Origin of the sequence: Acinetobacter sp. WU_MDCI_Abxb74, assembly GCF_025513915.1 — a bacterium.
GTDB lineage: Bacteria > Pseudomonadota > Gammaproteobacteria > Pseudomonadales > Moraxellaceae > Acinetobacter > Acinetobacter calcoaceticus_C.
In genome coordinates this window covers 177,346-193,770 of the sequence record NZ_JAHPRP010000004.1, presented here as the reverse complement: position 1 = coordinate 193,770, position 16,425 = coordinate 177,346, and the positions used below count along the sequence as shown (strand labels likewise).

At 39.4% G+C, this 16,425-nt stretch carries 17 protein-coding genes and 1 pseudogene; 11 read left to right on the top strand and 7 right to left on the bottom strand.

All coding sequences use genetic code 11. The annotated features are described in order from the left end of the window. Positions 1-175 precede the first annotated feature (175 nt). Together xseA and xseB are read left to right on the top strand one after the other, a co-directional pair. A complete protein-coding gene (gene xseA, locus KTH84_RS09755) occupies positions 176-1,441 on the top strand; it encodes an exodeoxyribonuclease VII large subunit (RefSeq protein ID WP_262472990.1) in 1,266 nt (421 codons plus the stop codon). Then, positions 1,431-1,625, top strand: coding sequence for an exodeoxyribonuclease VII small subunit (gene xseB / locus KTH84_RS09750; RefSeq protein ID WP_042897961.1), 195 nt, complete (start codon positions 1,431-1,433; stop codon positions 1,623-1,625). The genes xseA and xseB overlap by 11 nt, the downstream gene beginning before the upstream one ends. Positions 1,626-1,891: 266 nt before the next feature. Here xseB and KTH84_RS09745 read toward each other — a convergent pair whose 3' ends face one another. Both KTH84_RS09745 and KTH84_RS09740 read right to left on the bottom strand, forming a co-directional pair. After that, complete coding sequence (locus tag KTH84_RS09745) at positions 1,892-2,110, bottom strand: hypothetical protein (RefSeq protein ID WP_133974483.1); 219 nt, start codon at positions 2,108-2,110, stop codon at positions 1,892-1,894. 48 nt (positions 2,111-2,158) lie between these two features. Beyond that, a pseudogene (locus KTH84_RS09740) lies at positions 2,159-2,290 on the bottom strand (LysE family translocator); the annotation flags it as partial. 427 nt (positions 2,291-2,717) lie between these two features. On the opposite strand from KTH84_RS09740, the gene KTH84_RS09735 reads away from it, so the two are divergent. Together KTH84_RS09735 and KTH84_RS09730 are read left to right on the top strand one after the other, a co-directional pair. Next, a complete protein-coding gene (locus KTH84_RS09735) occupies positions 2,718-3,038 on the top strand; it encodes a hypothetical protein (RefSeq protein WP_262472989.1) in 321 nt (106 codons plus the stop codon). Between the two features lie 481 nt (positions 3,039-3,519). After that, the gene (locus KTH84_RS09730) at positions 3,520-3,876 is read left to right on the top strand and encodes a four-helix bundle copper-binding protein (RefSeq protein WP_042897957.1); all 357 of its coding nucleotides are present in this window, start codon (positions 3,520-3,522) and stop codon (positions 3,874-3,876) included. Between the two features lie 634 nt (positions 3,877-4,510). Here the strand turns inward: KTH84_RS09730 and KTH84_RS09725 are convergent. The 3 genes from KTH84_RS09725 to KTH84_RS09715 form a co-directional block, all read right to left on the bottom strand. Beyond that, positions 4,511-4,918, bottom strand: a complete 408-nt coding sequence (locus KTH84_RS09725) for a GFA family protein (protein ID WP_262472988.1) — start codon at positions 4,916-4,918, stop codon at positions 4,511-4,513. 28 nt (positions 4,919-4,946) lie between these two features. Next, positions 4,947-5,348, bottom strand: a complete 402-nt coding sequence (gene cueR, locus KTH84_RS09720; protein ID WP_042897953.1) for a Cu(I)-responsive transcriptional regulator — start codon at positions 5,346-5,348, stop codon at positions 4,947-4,949. Between the two features lie 75 nt (positions 5,349-5,423). Beyond that, positions 5,424-7,895 (bottom strand): heavy metal translocating P-type ATPase, encoded by a 2,472-nt coding sequence (locus KTH84_RS09715; RefSeq protein WP_262472987.1) that lies wholly within the window; start codon positions 7,893-7,895, stop codon positions 5,424-5,426. A 166-nt stretch (positions 7,896-8,061) separates the two neighbouring features. On the opposite strand from KTH84_RS09715, the gene KTH84_RS09710 reads away from it, so the two are divergent. Then, complete coding sequence (locus KTH84_RS09710) at positions 8,062-8,262, top strand: heavy-metal-associated domain-containing protein (RefSeq protein ID WP_080026604.1); 201 nt, start codon at positions 8,062-8,064, stop codon at positions 8,260-8,262. Between the two features lie 51 nt (positions 8,263-8,313). Here the strand turns inward: KTH84_RS09710 and KTH84_RS09705 are convergent, their stop codons facing one another. Continuing rightward, a complete protein-coding gene (locus KTH84_RS09705) occupies positions 8,314-9,273 on the bottom strand; it encodes a LysR family transcriptional regulator (protein WP_004702719.1) in 960 nt (319 codons plus the stop codon). Positions 9,274-9,317: 44 nt separating this feature from the next. Beyond that, positions 9,318-9,428, bottom strand: a complete 111-nt coding sequence (locus KTH84_RS09700; RefSeq protein ID WP_262472986.1) for a hypothetical protein — start codon at positions 9,426-9,428, stop codon at positions 9,318-9,320. Positions 9,429-9,551: 123 nt separating this feature from the next. Between KTH84_RS09700 and benA the strand changes: the two genes are divergently transcribed. The 6 genes from benA (at position 9,552) to KTH84_RS09670 (ending at position 16,413) form a co-directional block, all read left to right on the top strand. Continuing rightward, a complete protein-coding gene (gene benA, locus KTH84_RS09695) occupies positions 9,552-10,934 on the top strand; it encodes a benzoate 1,2-dioxygenase large subunit (RefSeq protein WP_262472985.1) in 1,383 nt (460 codons plus the stop codon). Then, positions 10,931-11,431, top strand: a complete 501-nt coding sequence (gene benB, locus KTH84_RS09690; RefSeq protein WP_202742885.1) for a benzoate 1,2-dioxygenase small subunit — start codon at positions 10,931-10,933, stop codon at positions 11,429-11,431. The genes benA and benB overlap by 4 nt, the downstream gene beginning before the upstream one ends. 72 nt (positions 11,432-11,503) lie before the next feature. Then, positions 11,504-12,520: a benzoate 1,2-dioxygenase electron transfer component BenC gene (gene benC / locus KTH84_RS09685; protein ID WP_262472984.1), complete on the top strand. Its 1,017-nt coding sequence runs from the start codon at positions 11,504-11,506 to the stop codon at positions 12,518-12,520. A gap of 21 nt (positions 12,521-12,541) precedes the next feature. Continuing rightward, positions 12,542-13,327, top strand: a complete 786-nt coding sequence (locus KTH84_RS09680; RefSeq protein WP_262472983.1) for a 1,6-dihydroxycyclohexa-2,4-diene-1-carboxylate dehydrogenase — start codon at positions 12,542-12,544, stop codon at positions 13,325-13,327. Between the two features lie 58 nt (positions 13,328-13,385). Beyond that, on the top strand, positions 13,386-14,579 hold the full coding sequence (gene benE, locus KTH84_RS09675; RefSeq protein ID WP_262472982.1) for a benzoate/H(+) symporter BenE: 1,194 nt from the start codon (positions 13,386-13,388) through the stop codon (positions 14,577-14,579). A 475-nt stretch (positions 14,580-15,054) separates the two neighbouring features. After that, on the top strand, positions 15,055-16,413 hold the full coding sequence (locus KTH84_RS09670) for an aromatic acid/H+ symport family MFS transporter (RefSeq protein ID WP_262472981.1): 1,359 nt from the start codon (positions 15,055-15,057) through the stop codon (positions 16,411-16,413). Positions 16,414-16,425 lie beyond the last annotated feature (12 nt).

The following is a 16,425-nucleotide window of genomic DNA, read 5'->3' as shown; positions in this document are numbered from 1 at the left end:
CTTTTTTAATTAATTTTATATTTTGAATTAACGAGTCATCAACAAGCTAAATTTAAAATTAAACTTTTGAATTGTTGTATTTATTTTAAACAAGACCCTAAATTCACAGACAACAATTGCCTTGGGTGGGTTGCTTTTTATACTATCTAGTTTATTCCTCTAATTTTTATTTCATATGACTGAACCTCAGTTTTCCCTTAGTGAATATCTCGGCACAGTTCAGGAAGTTATACGTCTGGCCTTTGAGGAGCCAGTTTGGGTAAAAGCAGAGATTCGAAATTTAAATATTAAAGGAGGTCATTACTATTTAGAGCTTGCAGAAAAAGATGCAGATACTGATAAGGTCATTGCAAGTTGTAAGGCCACGATCTGGAAATTTTCGGCAAGTAAAATCGTTTTAAAGTTTGAGCGTGAAACTGGTATTGAGATTTCAAGTGACTTAAATGTTCTCATAAAAATTCGAGCACGTTTTGATCCTCAATATGGATTTTCAGTGAATATTGAAGAGATCGATTCAAGTTTTACCTTAGGCGAAATTGCTAAACGTTATCGGCAAATTATTGAACGACTCACTCAAGAAGGTTTAATTCACAAGAACAAATTTCTCCCTACTCCTTTTGATATTCAAAATGTTTTAGTCATTGCCCCTCAAAATGCTGCGGGACTTGGTGACTTTAAAAAAGATGCCGATGCGCTAGAAAGAAATGGTGTTTGCCATTTTGTGTATCACACAGCTACTTTTCAAGGAAATACAGCAGCAACCAGCTTGATAGAGTCTTTAGGTACAGGTTTAAGACAATGGGCCAGCACATTTAAATTTCCACCTGACCTCATAGTAATTATTCGTGGTGGTGGATCGGTGAATGATTTGGCGTATTTGAATGATTATGAACTTGCAGCCCTACTCTGCAAACGCTCTGTACCCATTTGGGTAGGTATTGGTCATGAAAAAGACCGTACCATTCTTGATGAAATTGCCCATCGTTCATTCGATACGCCAAGTAAAGTGATTGCTGGTATTCGTAACCATATTGTTGAACGCGTACAAGAAGCGGTTGATAGTCTGCAAACGATTAAGCTTCTTTCACAACATCAAATCACGACTTATCAAAGTAAGAATGATCAGCTACTTCAGCACATTAAATCTTCGGCCCAAGGTCAACTTAATTCAGCACATCACCTGCTTGACCAGATAAAAGAACGTATTCAGTTTAGTTCACAGCAACAAGTTAAATTTTCATTAGCCCAAATCGAATCTTTAATGAAAGAAATCCTTTTACAAAATCCGAAACAGGTTCAAGCCAAAGGCTATGCAATTGTTAGATCAGAAGGAAAAGCTATTCGCTCTATACATCAAATTTCAAACCCCGCCATTGCCATTGAAATGCAAGATGGTGTGATTGAAGCCAACATTACACAGGTAATTCCAAATGAAAAATGAAGAGTTAACGTTTAAGGACGGCCATGACGTTTTGAAAAAAAATGCCGAATTATTAGAGTCTCAAGAAAGTCCGGATATTGATAATTTAATGAAAATTGTTGAAGAATCGATTACTGCCTATAAAGCTTGTAAGTCACGTATAGAAGCTGTTCAACAAGCTTTAGATGAAACATTTAAAGAATAAAATGCCATAGAAAAAGCCCATTCCTACTTCTCATTGAAGGAATGGGCTTAGTGAAAACCACTTAGTCCTGAAATGCAAAAGTGTGGATTAGGTCACACTTTTACAAAAAGCATGGTCCCACAACTCTTTGGGATCTTCAATATTTTAATTGTGTCTATTACGTTAGTTTGACTTTATTTTCAGCACTTCTTAACTAAAAGTCCTTCGATTAAAATCCTCCTAAACACATCATCTACTTTTGGTTATTTTCAAATATGCTTTAAGGGCTATTCCTCACTGAATGCTCCAATTAATTGATAAATTTTCCCATTTTTAGGGTTTTCATATAGCAAATCCATATTGGGTAAAATAATGTCATCATCAATTTCAATATGTTCAACACTTTTATGAAGCTCAAGGGCGTGGTCATTCATGGGTCTAACTTTTGCCAAAGCAATCGTTTCTTGGTTAAACTGGTCCTTAATAATTACTTTTAATCTTTTCATAAAAATCTCCTGAAAATTAAATTTTTTAATATGAATAATGGGTTAAGTTTAAAATAAGCTAATCGCTGAATAGCCGATTGGCATACAAAGAAAATTTAAAATAAATGCATCCGTACATTGTAAATTACGTTGGTTTAACCAAGTTACTTTGTTTGAAATGAATACAGTTCCAAAAGCAATTTAATTATGCTAGACGAAATATGTCAAAAAGGAGCATCTATTGTCGATAAAATGGTTGTAACAAGAAGTATTGAAATTAATTTTTTTATTTTAAAAGCAAACAATTAACTTAAACTGACCATAAATTCACTTACGATTTCAATCATTTTGAATATGCAAAATCGATCACAGAAATATAAAATAATGAACTATTTCTTCTAAATCATACCAAATTAATTTGAGAATTTTTTACTCAAAAATCAGCTGTTATTTTTAATATTTTGAACTTATATAACTTCATAAATAATAGTTTTTCCCTCACTTGAAATTTCAAAATTGAACAATATATAAACAACCAGAAATCGTGATTTTACTGAATATGATGTCTCACTCCCCATCAATTCATTGATTGTCGCTTTCATCAAATAAATCAAATGATGGAGGATGCATGATGAATGCTTATGTTCGCCCTCATCCCGATGGTTTTAAATCTTACTTAGGAAAGAATCCAAAAACTGGCCTTTACACTGTACGGGTTGGTTGGACGGTTTACGAAACGAATGCCAATGGTTCTGTCCTGTACGTTGTCAAGAATGAAGATAAGATTCCATTGGATGTAGAAAAGTTTAAAACTGATCGTCCCAAAATTTATACTGCCCTTTTTAACGAAGTACAGTTTCAACGCAAGAAACAGCTGGCGATTGATCTCCAGCAATCCAACATCCCTTCTTATGACCGCAAAGCCTATAAAAAACGCCGTGGTTTTTAGATTCTTAAACATATCTATTTCGAGCCAGCATATAGAAAAAGCACCCTCGGGTGCTTTTCTTTTAACGACCAGTTGTAATTAATACAAACATACTGAGTATTAATGTGCTTAATGATCGTTTGCAATGGATGTGGACTTCATGCTCAGCTCCGTGAGCGTATTGATTAACGTTTTCCATTTCGTGTCCTTTAAAGTTCACATTCCTAATTTGCCTAATATTCACACAATAAGAAATTAGCCAAAAGTATTATATGCAATTAAATTTAACACAATCCTTAAATTTTATTGACATTTATTATCATCAAAAATTAAGGGTCTTTAAGCTAAAAACTGAATGTAACATTCTACTACGAGGTTAATTGTGTATTACCGATTTGTAGCCCTTTCATCTCAAACAGCCCTTGCTTAAAAATGATCTTCTAAAATAGAAAATATAACGATATTCCATTTTTTAATAATAGTCTTCGATAGGAAAACTCTTATGGAAATTCAACAAGAAACAACCTCCTCTTTATTTTGTCACACCTCTACCTCAATTCAAGCCTGTATTGAATGCATGATCGCTTGTAAAACCTGTGCAGCAGCATGTTTGCAAGAGGAACATGTTCATATGATGCGAGAATGTATTAAGCATTGCATGACATGTGTAGAGACGTGCCAACTGTGTACATCTTTAGAGTTAAGAAATTCCGAGCTGGCTGAATCGGCAATGCAATTGTGTGCCAATGCCTGTCAACTTTGTGCAGCAGAATGCAGCAAACATGAACATGAACACTGTCAGATCTGTGCTAAAGCATGCTTAGCTTGTGCTAAAGCTTGTTTGGCTTATCGCGCCTAAATAATTTTACACACATAAGCCTACGCAACCTTTAAATCGTAGGCTCATTAAAATTTTATAAATAACAAAACATTAGATATTTTTTATTTAAATTAAGTTAATAGTCAACTTTTTATAGGCATAAAAAAAACCCGCATCTTGGGGAAGAATGCAGGCTCTTAGATCTCCCACAACGACCATGAGTTCATTATTACACTTGAACTTTAAACCGTTAGCTAAATGTACCTATAAAAAATTTAAATTGCAATACAGAAGAGTCTGTATATTTAAAATATTTTATTATTTCTTTATCGTTTTATTTGCTGAACAAGAAATGAAAAATAACCTTATAGAAAAACATTATTTATGCAGTGCCCCCCCCCCATAAATAGCTTTTTACAGGCATTAAAAAAGCCCGTTTCACGGGCTTTTCTGCAACGGTGAGCAATCTAAGATTTGTGTCTATCCATCTCTTACATGCTCTTTGCTAGCTATATGTAAGGTCTTATCGTATCTTTTGCCCTGTCCCAAGTTTCCCTGTGGATCGAGGAGATATTACGATTACCTTAAGTACAGTTATAGCACATTATTTATTCATGGCTAGTACTGTTCACGTTTTTTTACAAATGAATAAAATTTGGCCAAACCTTAATATTTAAGGACTTTCCACACCGTTTGGATATTGATGAGCATCATCGCAAATTGAATACCATTTAACTTTTGAAGTGACAAAAGCATGAGAGCTAACTTGGGTCGATATTTCTTCATTAACCAGCCCTACCCTTAAACACACCACTTCAGGTTTATCTAAACGTTCACTCCAGACAGGCGAGCCACAAGTTTTACAGAACATCCTCTTTTTATTAGGAGATGAAAAATAAGCCTGTAACAGGTTTTCTCCCTGCAAAATATTTAAATCACTTTTTTGTACTTGTGTAATGGCAGCAAAAGCAGCACCTTGGGCTTTTTGGCATTGATTACAATGACAAACCATAATGGGTGCTAATTCCGCATCAATTTGGAGTTGAATACCATTACAAAGACAAGAAGCTGTATAAGCCATGATTTTTCCTTTTTTATTTTAATGAGGTTTAGCTTACACCCACACCTTTTTCAATGTGATCTAAAATGGCACAAGAAGCCTGTTGGTTACCACAGCAATCATCGGCTGAAGCCTGCAAAATAGAAACCATTTCTTGTAGATGAGCAATTTTTTGATTGAGTTCCGCAATATGTTTTACGGTTAAGGCTTTCACCTCTGCACTCTGTCGATCTGTATTTTTCCAAAGCGAAATTAGTTCTTTCATTTGTTCAGATGAAAAACCCAACTCTCTGGCGTGTTTTAAGAAGTTCAAAGTTTTCAGGTCTGTTTCTGAATAAATACGATAACCCGAAGCAGAACGCTGTGCCGCTTCAAGTAAACCGATTTCTTCATAGTAACGAATCATTTTTGCAGAAATACCAGACTGTTTGGATGCCTGACCGATATTCATCTCACACCTCAAATATTAAATTTGGTTTAAGACCTGATGTTTTGATCTTAAACCAAAATATGATTTTCAGCACGCTTACTGCACGGGTGCATGAAAACGTTTTAAACGTAGCGCATTTCCTAAAACAAAGACTGAAGAAAGCGCCATTGCACCTGCTGCAAACATAGGTGAAAGCAATATACCAAATGCTGGATATAGCGCACCTGCCGCAATTGGAATAAGTGCAACGTTATATACAAATGCCCAGAACAGATTTTGACGTATGTTTCGCATGGTGGCTTTACTTAAAGCAATTGCATTTGGTACACCTTTTAAACTACCAGACATAAGCACAACATCGGCAGCTTCAATGGCGACATCTGTGCCTGTACCAATGGCTAAGCCGACATCTGCTTGCGCCAAGGCTGGTGCATCGTTAATGCCGTCACCTACAAAGGCCAAGCGACCATATTGTTTTTGCAGTTGGCGAACGGTGTCTACTTTGCCTTCGGGTAAAACCTCTGCCACAACTTCATCAATATTGAGTTTTTTCGCAATCGCTTGCGCTGTATGACGGTTGTCCCCTGTAATCATGGCAACCTTTAGACCTAACTGATGTAAGGCCTCAATCGCAGCATAAGTTGTTTCTTTAATTGGGTCTGCAACGGCAATAATCGCAGCAAGTTGCTGGTCGATAGCAACATAAAGCGGCGTTTTACCTTCTTCACCCAACTGTGCAGCAATCGCCTGGAATGAGTTGGTGTTTAAACCGAGCTGATGCATATAACGATCTGCACCAATTTGTACTTTTTGGCCCGCTACTTCAGCTTCAATACCTGAACCTGTAATCGAGTTAAAAGCTATTACTGGCAATAAGGTTAGGCCCTCAGCCTGTGCTGCTTGAACAATAGCGAGTGCAATCGGGTGTTCAGATTTAGCTTCGACCGAGGCAACTAAAGTCAGCACTTGCTGACGCTCAAAACCTGATTGCACATTAAAGTCTGTTAGTGTTGGTTTGCCTTCAGTGAGCGTTCCAGTTTTATCAACAGCAATCACCTGCGCTTCTTGTAAAAGCTGCAATGCCTCGCCTTTACGGAACAAGACACCGAGCTCAGCACCACGTCCAGTACCGACCATAATCGAAGTTGGTGTTGCAAGTCCCATTGCACAAGGACAAGCAATAATCAGTACTGCAACGGCGTTGACCAAACCAAAAGTCAGCGCAGGCTCTGGCCCAAAAATAAACCAGACCATGAATGTTATTGCAGCAATTAACATCACCGCTGGCACAAACCACATGGTGACTTTATCGACCAAACCCTGAATGGGTAGTTTAGAACCTTGGGCTTGCTCAACCATGCGGATAATTTGTGAAAGTACAGACGAAGCACCAACTGCGGTTGCCTGAATGTTTAGTGTTCCGTTTTGATTGACCGTACCACCAACCACTTGCTGCCCTACTATTTTTTCAACGGGAACAGGCTCGCCCGTAATCATAGATTCATCAATATAACTATGCCCTTCAACCACCTCACCATCGACAGGCACACGTTCACCCGGACGAATTTCTACAATACTTCCGCTGACTACTTCGGCAACAGTAACTTCCACCACTTGACCATCACGCTGAATGCGGGCAGTTTTGGGTTGCATGCCAACTAGATGTTGAATGGCTTGTGAAGTACGGCCTTTAGCTTTTGCTTCAAAATATCGCCCAAGCAAAATTAAACTGACAATTACAGCAGCCGCTTCAAAGTAAACATTGACCGTACCTTGTGGTAATACATGCGGCATAAAGGTTGCCACGACAGAGAAGCTGTAGGCAGCCAAGGTTCCAACAGCGACCAGCGAGTTCATATCTGGTGCTAAACGCCATAAGGCTGGAATACCTTTTTGGTAAAAACGGCGACCGGGAAAAACGAGCACTAATGTTGTCAAAACAAACTGTAAAAGCCAGCTATTGTATTGACCGATCGTGTGCATAACCCACATGTGAAAAGCTGGAATTAGATGTGAACCCATTTCCAAAATAAACACTGGTAAAGCCAATACAATTGAAATAATCAAATCTTTTTTAAGCTGATCTAACTCTGAAGCTTTTTTATCGAGCTGCTCATTTTGATTTTTTTCAGCTGCTTTAGCGTCGTAACCTGCTTTTTTAACAGCGCGAATCAGGTCCTCAACATTGACTGATACATCTGCCTGAACCCAAGCCTGTTCTGTTGCCAAGTTGACTGTTGCGTCTTGAACGCCGTCTACTTTCTTCAGCGCTTTTTCAACACGTCCGACACACGATGCGCAGGTCATGCCCTCAATAGACAATTCCACTGGTGCAGCTTTTGGAACATCATAACCCGCACGTTCAACTGCTTTGACGAGTGCTTCGCGCTGAATTGGTTGATTTGAATATACAACGGCTTTTTCTGTTGCCAAATTAACGTTAGCAATTTCTATATTTTCGACTTTCTTAAGTGCCTTTTCGACACGTCCGACACAAGAGGCACAAGTCATACCTTCGATTGGTAGTGTTTCACTATATGCTGGCAATTTTGTGTTTTTTGAGTCCATCAAACACCTCTGCAAATCTGCAAAATTTTATCAATTACATTCAGCATACAGATTCCCATCATGGGAAGGTCAAGCATATTTTTTAAAAAAATTAGTCTTGACCTTACAATCATGACAAGGTTTAGACTTAGGGTTATCCAAACAAACATCTCGTTCTTAATGGAGTATGAATATGAAATTACTTATTGAAAATATGACTTGTGGTGGCTGTGCTCGTGGTGTGACAGCAACTATTCAAGATGTCGACCCAAATGCAAAAGTAGATGTAGATTTAGCGACAAAAATCGTGACTGTCGAAACCAGTGAAAGTGTCGATAAAATTACTGAAGCGCTTGACGAAGATGGTTTCCCAGCTCAAGTGCAGTAAGAAGTTACCTAACGCATAGCTTCAACCTTTGAGGCTATGCACTCGCTTTATTTAAAAATCAATACCGTCTGAATCATCGATTGGATTCTGATCGAGTGTAAAAACAGTACGTTTATAAGGTATTCCTTCTAAATCATAAACTTGATAAATACAGTCAAATAAAAGTTGTAAGTCCTCACTTCTATCCATTGCGCGTGCGGTAATAAAAATCGGACTGACTGCGCCATTATCGAGAATTGGTATGTAATTTAAATGAGGAAAGCGAATGGTATCGGCACTGGCAGGAATAATACATAGACCTTCCCCCGCTGCCACCAAGCCCAAAGCCAGTTGAATTTCCCGTATCTCATGCATATTTTTTGGAACCAAACTATGCTCGGCAAAAATATTCAAAAGCTGGGTCGAAAAATTAGGTTTCGGCGAAGTGGGATACATAAACATCTTTTCATCAATCAGGTCGGCCAAATACACCCCTTCCGTACGCTGAGCAATCGGATGACTCGTATGTGCAGCAACCACCAATCGCTCTTTACGCAGCAGAATTCGTCTCACGGCTGGATCACTAATTCTTAAGCGTCCAAACCCGACATCAATACGTCCTTCTTTTAATGCCTGTAGTTGCTCAGTTGTACTCAACTCCATCAGTTGAATATTCAAATGCGGTTGCTGCTGCCTAAATAAATAGATGATTCGAGGCAACAACCCATAGAGTAAAGACCCGACAAAACCAATCGTCACACTTCTTTCAATCAGACCAATCCGCTTGGTCATACTTTTTATTTCTTCAGCATTCGACAAAAGTTTAAGAGCGTGTTGATAAAAGAAATGTCCGGCTGGCGTTGTCTGTAAAGGGCGGCTTCCACGCTCAAATAATTGAATTCCAAGCTCACTTTCCAAATTTTGGATCTGTCGACTCAAAGGAGGTTGAGCAATAAATAGTTTTTCTGCGGCTTTGGTGAAGCTTTGTTCTTCGACCACCGCCACAAAATACCGTAAATGTCTTAGTTCCATAAGGCTTCCATACCTTTAAGATATAAAAAAATGCAAATTCAGTCTTAGACACAGTTTAACCATTCTTTTAAGGTATATACAAGCAACAAACCGATGAAGCGATGAATTGCTTTGTGAAAAACCTTCTTGCCAATATTCAAGTGATTCATCTTCATCAATCTCGGTTAAACACCCGTCGCGCTCATGCGCTTCATTGACAATATTAGGATATCAAGACCTTTTCGATCGTAGCTAAGGCCTTGGTGACTTCCACACTTTTGGAAAGTCGGAGAACGGACATGCCACGTATTCCTGTAATCAATACTAGCCATCTTGACCGTATTGATGAATTACTTGTAGATAATATCGATACAGGTGAATTTAAACTTCATCGCTCAGTGTTTACTGACGAAGCCCTATTTGACCTTGAAATGAAATACATCTTCGAAGGTAATTGGGTTTACTTAGCACACGAAAGCCAAATTCCAAATAATAATGACTACTACACCACTTACATTGGTCATCAGCCCGTCATTATTGCCCGTAATCGTAACGGCGAATTGAATGCGATGATCAATGCGTGTTCACATCGCGGAGCGCAACTTTGCCGTCACAAGCGTGGTAATAAAGCAACGTATACCTGCCCTTTCCACGGTTGGACTTTCAACAACTCTGGTAAATTACTCAAAGTTAAAGATCCAAGCGAAGCTGGTTACTCTGACTGCTTTAACCAAGATGGCTCACATGACCTTAAAAAAGTGGCTCGTTTTGAGAGCTATAAAGGCTTCTTGTTTGGCAGCTTAAATCCAGATGTTCCTTCACTTGAAGAATTTTTGGGTGAAACCAGCAAAATCATCGACATGATTGTTGACCAGTCTGAACATGGTCTCGAAGTTTTACGTGGTTCATCAACCTACACTTACGAAGGTAACTGGAAACTCACTGCTGAAAATGGTGCCGATGGTTACCATGTTTCTGCTGTTCACTGGAACTACGCAGCAACGACTCAACACCGTAAAGAAACTCAAGCTGCCGATAACATTCGCGCGATGAGCGCAGGTGCTTGGGGTAAACAAGGTGGTGGTTCTTATGGTTTTGAAAATGGTCACATGTTGCTCTGGACACAATGGGCAAACCCAGAAGACCGTCCAAACTTCCCGAAAGCAGACGAATACACCGAAAAATACGGCGAAGCGATGTCGAAATGGATGATTGAACGTTCACGTAACCTATGCCTCTATCCAAATGTCTATTTGATGGATCAGTTCGGTTCGCAAATTCGTGTACTTCGTCCTCTTTCTGTTAATAGAACCGAAGTCACCATTTACTGTATTGCACCTAAAGGCGAAGCACCTGAAGCTCGTACCCGTCGTATTCGCCAATATGAAGATTTCTTTAATGCATCAGGTATGGCAACACCAGACGATTTAGAAGAATTCCGCGCTTGTCAGGCAGGCTACGCAGGTATTGCACTTGAATGGAATGACATGTGCCGTGGTTCTAAACACTGGATTTATGGGCCAGACGATGCAGCAAACGAAATTGGTTTAAAACCAATGTTAAGTGGTATCAAAACTGAAGATGAAGGACTTTATCTTGCCCAACATCAATATTGGTTACACACCATGAAACACGCGATTGCGACAGAGAAAGAAATTGCTGATCAGGGAGAAACAGCATGAGCACTCAAGACAAAGCAACTTTAGAATATATTGCTCAGTTTCTCTATCGCGAAGCTCGTTTTTTAGATGATGAACAATGGGATGACTGGCTTGCATGCTATGCACCGGAAGCTTCTTTCTGGATGCCAGCTTGGGATGACGACGATAAATTAACTGAAGATCCGCAATCTGAAATTTCACTCATTTATTACCCAGACCGTCAAGGTTTAGAAGATCGCGTGTTCCGTATTAAAACTGAGCGCTCATCTGCAACCATGCCAGACACACGCACAAGCCACAATATTGCCAACGTTGAAGTCGTAGAACGCGATGGAGATAAAGTTACCGTTCGCTTTAACTGGAATACCTTGAGTTTCCGTTACAAGACAAATTACAGCTATTTCGGTATGTCACGTTATGTGATCGATTTTTCAGGTGATCAACCAAAAATCTTGAGCAAGTATGTCGTTTTAAAAAATGACTACATCAATCAGGTTATTGATATTTACCACCTTTAAGACATACCCCCCTCAGTTAAACGGACTGTTGGCTGAGGGTAAAAGTTTCAAATATTTTGTAGGATACATGCCATGTCAAATCACAATGTTGCACTTCAATTTGAAGATGGTGTTACACGTTTCATTAACGTAGCTCAAGGTGAAACCTTATCTGATGCAGCCTATCGCCAAAAAATTAATATTCCTTTGGATTGCCGTGATGGTGCATGTGGAACTTGCCGCGCATTTTGCGAGTCAGGTCATTATGACATGCCAGAAGAAACCTATATTGAAGATGCGTTAACACCTGAAGAAGCCGAGCAAGGTTATATTCTTGCTTGCCAATGCCGCCCAACTTCAGACGCGGTGTTCAAGATTCAAGCATCGTCAGATGTTTGCAAAACAGAAATTCATAGCTTCCAAGGCACATTAGCCCGCGTTGAGAACTTATCAGACTCAACCATCACATTTGATATTCAACTTGACGAAGGCCAACCGGATATTCATTTCCTTGCAGGTCAGTATGTGAATGTTGCAATTCCAGAAACTGGCGAAACACGTTCATATTCATTTAGCTCAAAACCGGGCAATCGCTTAACAGGCTTTGTGGTACGTAACGTACCGAATGGCAAAATGAGTGAATTTTTAAGTAAGAATGCCCAAGCTGGCGACAAAATGACATTTACGGGTCCATTCGGTAGCTTCTATTTACGTAATGTAGCGCGTCCTGTGCTTATGCTGGCAGGCGGTACTGGCATTGCCCCATTTATGTCGATGTTACAAGTACTCGAAGAAAAAGGTTCAGAACAGCCTGTTCGTTTAGTCTTTGGCGTAACCAATGACTTTGATTTGGTTGCTCTAGAAAAACTCAATGAGTTGCAGGCGAAATTCCCATGGTTCGAATATCGAACTGTGGTTGCAAGCCCTGAAAGTAACCATGAACGCAAAGGCTATGTCACTGGTCATATTGAAAGTGAATGGTTAAACGGTGGCGATGTTGATGTTTATCTATGTGGTCCAGTTCCAATGGTAGAAGCTGTGCGTGGCTGGTTAGAAACTGAAAATATCAAACCTGCTAGTTTCTTGTTTGAAAAATTCTCTGCAAACTAATTCAAGGTGGAGAAGTTATCCATGTCAAATCGTCAAAGATTTACTGATAAGGTGGTTATTGTTACGGGTAGTGCCCAAGGTATTGGTCGTGGCGTGGCACTACAAGTTGCAGCTGAAGGCGGCCAAGTCGTCATGGCTGACCGCTCTGAATATGTTGAAGAGGTTCTCAAAGAAATTCGGAGTGCAGGTGGCGATGCTGTCACGATTAATGCAGACCTTGAAACCTATGCAGGCGCACAAGCGGTTGTTGCAAAAGCCATTGACCACTATGGTCGGGTAGATATCCTGATTAATAATGTAGGTGGCGCGATCTGGATGAAACCTTTTGAAGAGTTTTCTGAAGAAGAGATCATTAAGGAAGTGAACCGCTCACTGTTTCCAACTTTATGGTGCTGCCGAGCTGTGTTGCCAGCCATGATTAAGCAACAATCGGGTGTTATTGTAAATGTATCTTCAATTGCAACTCGTGGTATTAATCGCATTCCCTACTCTGCATCTAAAGGGGGGGTAAATGCTTTAACAGCATCGCTTGCTTTTGAACATGCTAAAGACGGGATTCGAGTCAATGCCGTTGCGACTGGTGGAACCGAAGCACCACCTCGCAAAGTACCACGTAACGCCAACCCACTCAGTCAAAATGAAAAAGACTGGATGCAGCAAGTGGTAGATCAAACTGTAGATCGAACATTTATGGGGCGTTATGGCACAATTCATGAACAAGTAAATGCAATTTTATTTCTCGCATCAGATGATGCATCTTATATGACTGGATCAGTCATTCCAGTCGGAGGTGGAGATCAGGGTTAATCCTGATCTTTTTATATGATCTGATACATAATAGGATTTGCATGGAGGCAATCAAACAATGGCAACCCTGTTAAAAATATTAAAAAATGACTGGTCCATATCAGCAACTGTTGCGGGTTTTCTTGCGGTTTTAATTTCTTACTCTGGCCCACTGATTATTTTCTTTCAAGCTGCTCAGCGAGCCCATGTTTCTACCGATATGATGGTGTCATGGATTTGGGGAATTTCAATTGGTGCCGCCGTTTCAGGCATTTATCTTTCAATTAAATATAAAACGCCTGTCATTACCGCATGGTCTGCACCGGGTACTGCCCTGTTAGTTACTCTATTTCCGCATATCTCATTGAATGAAGCAGTAGCCGCCTATATTACTTCTGCGATTGTTATTTTTTTAATTGGCGTTACAGGTTACTTCGACAAATTACTCAAATGGATTCCGCAAGATGTCGCTGCCGGCATGATGGCAGGTATCCTTTTTCAATTTGGTATTGGTCTATTTACCGCATCTGATAGCATGCCTTTTATTGTCTTTAGCATGCTCATTGTGTTTTTAATTGCTAAACGTTTAATGCCCCGCTATACCATGATTTGGGTGTTAGGAGCCGGAATTTTATTAAGCCTCATTTTAGGCAAAATGAATCCTGTTGATGTGAGTTTTAGTCTAGCTATCCCGCAGTGGATTAGCCCAGAATGGACGTGGAATTCAACACTTAACCTTGCTTTACCTCTCATTTTAGTCAGCTTAACTGGTCAATTTTTACCGGGTATGGCGATTATGAAGCTCAGCGGTTACGACACGCCAGCCAAACCGATTATTAGTGTTACCAGTATTGCCTCTTTAGCTGTTGCCTGCGTGGGCGGTATTACCATTGTACTTGCCTCAATTACCGCGGCCTTATGTATGGGCAAAGACGCTCATGAACTTAAAGAAAAACGTTATATCGCAGGGATCGCCAACGGAATTTTTTATATTTTAGGAGGCTTATTTGCTGGCAGTATTGTCATGCTATTTAGCTTACTCCCTAAAGAATTAGTTGCAGCACTTGCAGGTTTAGCTTTGCTTGGTGCAATTGCGACCAATATTTCTGTTGCCATGAGAAATGACAGCCAACGTGATGCTGCACTTATTACCTTTTTAGCTACAGCATCAGGCATGCATTTTCTCGGATTAAGCTCAGTTTTTTGGGGTATTTTTATTGGTGTAATCGCCCATTTCATTCTCACACCACGCTCAGCTCCAGCCACGAATTAAATTTTATCTAAGTAATTCAAGCCAAATAAAGCCTTAATAGTCAAATCAGGATGTAAATAATTTGCTATCCCTGTTTTGGCTATTTTTATTTATTTTCAATTAAATTTCTTTTTACAAAGTCAATTTCTAAAATAATTAAATAATAGATTTCAATCTTTCATCTTAATATTTTTCCGATCAATTCATAATATTAACTAATCTATATTTTTAGTGGTGATTCTCAGCAATAAAATCAAGAATAAAACACCAATAAAACCCTTAAAATTCTCATAATATAATATTTAAACCCATTTAAAAAATAAAAACCCCAGTTCACACATTAAAAATAAAATTATATTTTTCAAACAATTAAATTATTAAAAACCCAATACCTTAAAGACATAAAGATATATCAATTAGGTTTTTGACTCTAACTCAATAACAAAATAGTTTATTAAACAATAACGCGATACTTCACAAATTGGAGGTGAAGAAAATGGATGCGAGTAAGGTTAATATTAATGAGCTCATTGATAAGGCCCGTTTTACAGCTTTTCATTGGAAAGTTTTAATCTGGTGTTTACTTATTATTATTTTTGATGGATATGATTTAGTCATTTATGGCGTTGCACTTCCTTTATTAATGCAACAATGGTCATTAACTGCTGTTGAAGCAGGTTTGCTGGCAAGTGCTGCTTTATTTGGCATGATGTTTGGTGCCATGATTTTTGGCACACTTTCGGACAAACTCGGGCGTAAAAAAACCATTCTGATTTGCGTGACTTTATTTAGCGGATTTACCTTTTTAGGTGCTTTTGCTAAAGGGCCAGCTGAGTTTGCAATTCTTCGCTTTATTGCTGGCCTTGGTATTGGCGGGGTCATGCCAAACGTGGTCGCGCTTATGACTGAATATGCACCTAAAAAAATCCGCAGTACATTGGTGGCAATCATGTTTAGCGGATATGCGATTGGTGGCATGACATCTGCACTACTCGGTGCATGGCTCGTTAAGGATATGGGCTGGCAAATCATGTTTTTAATTGCGGGTGTTCCACTTTTACTACTCCCACTGATCTGGAAATTTTTGCCTGAATCTCTCACATTTTTAGTGAAATCTAACCAAAGTGAACAGGCAAAAAGTGTTGTCAGCAAAATTGCGCCTCAAACTCAGGTAAATGCCAATACTCAACTGGTGTTAAACGAAAGCACTATAACAGATGCACCTGTCCGCGCACTTTTTCAACAAGGCCGTACCTTCAGCACATTTATGTTCTGGATTGCTTTCTTTATGTGTTTACTCATGGTGTACGCCTTAGGAAGCTGGTTACCTAAACTCATGTTGCAAGCAGGCTATTCGTTGGGTGCGAGTATGTTGTTCCTGTTTGCACTCAACATTGGTGGCATGGTTGGTGCAATTGGTGGCGGTGCTTTAGCAGATAGATTCCATTTAAAACCTGTCATTACCATCATGTTTATTGTGGGTTCAGCAGCTCTAATCTTACTTGGCATTAATAGTCCACAATTTATTTTATATAGCCTAATTGCCATTGCTGGCGCTGCCACAATTGGTTCACAAATTTTACTCTACACGTTTGTTGCACAGTTCTACCCGACAGCACTTCGCTCAACCGGCATGGGCTGGGCATCAGGAATTGGTCGCATTGGTGCAATTATAGGTCCAGTTTTAACCGGAGCCCTACTCACATTCGAGCTTCCTCACCAAATCAATTTCTTAGCGATTGCGATTCCTGGGGTGATTGCTGCACTTGCAATATTTATGGTCAATCTTAAAGCCTCTGTTGGTGCGCAAGCTCCATCAACATTTAACACTCAAAACACGCTTACCCAGCAGTAAACATACATGCGC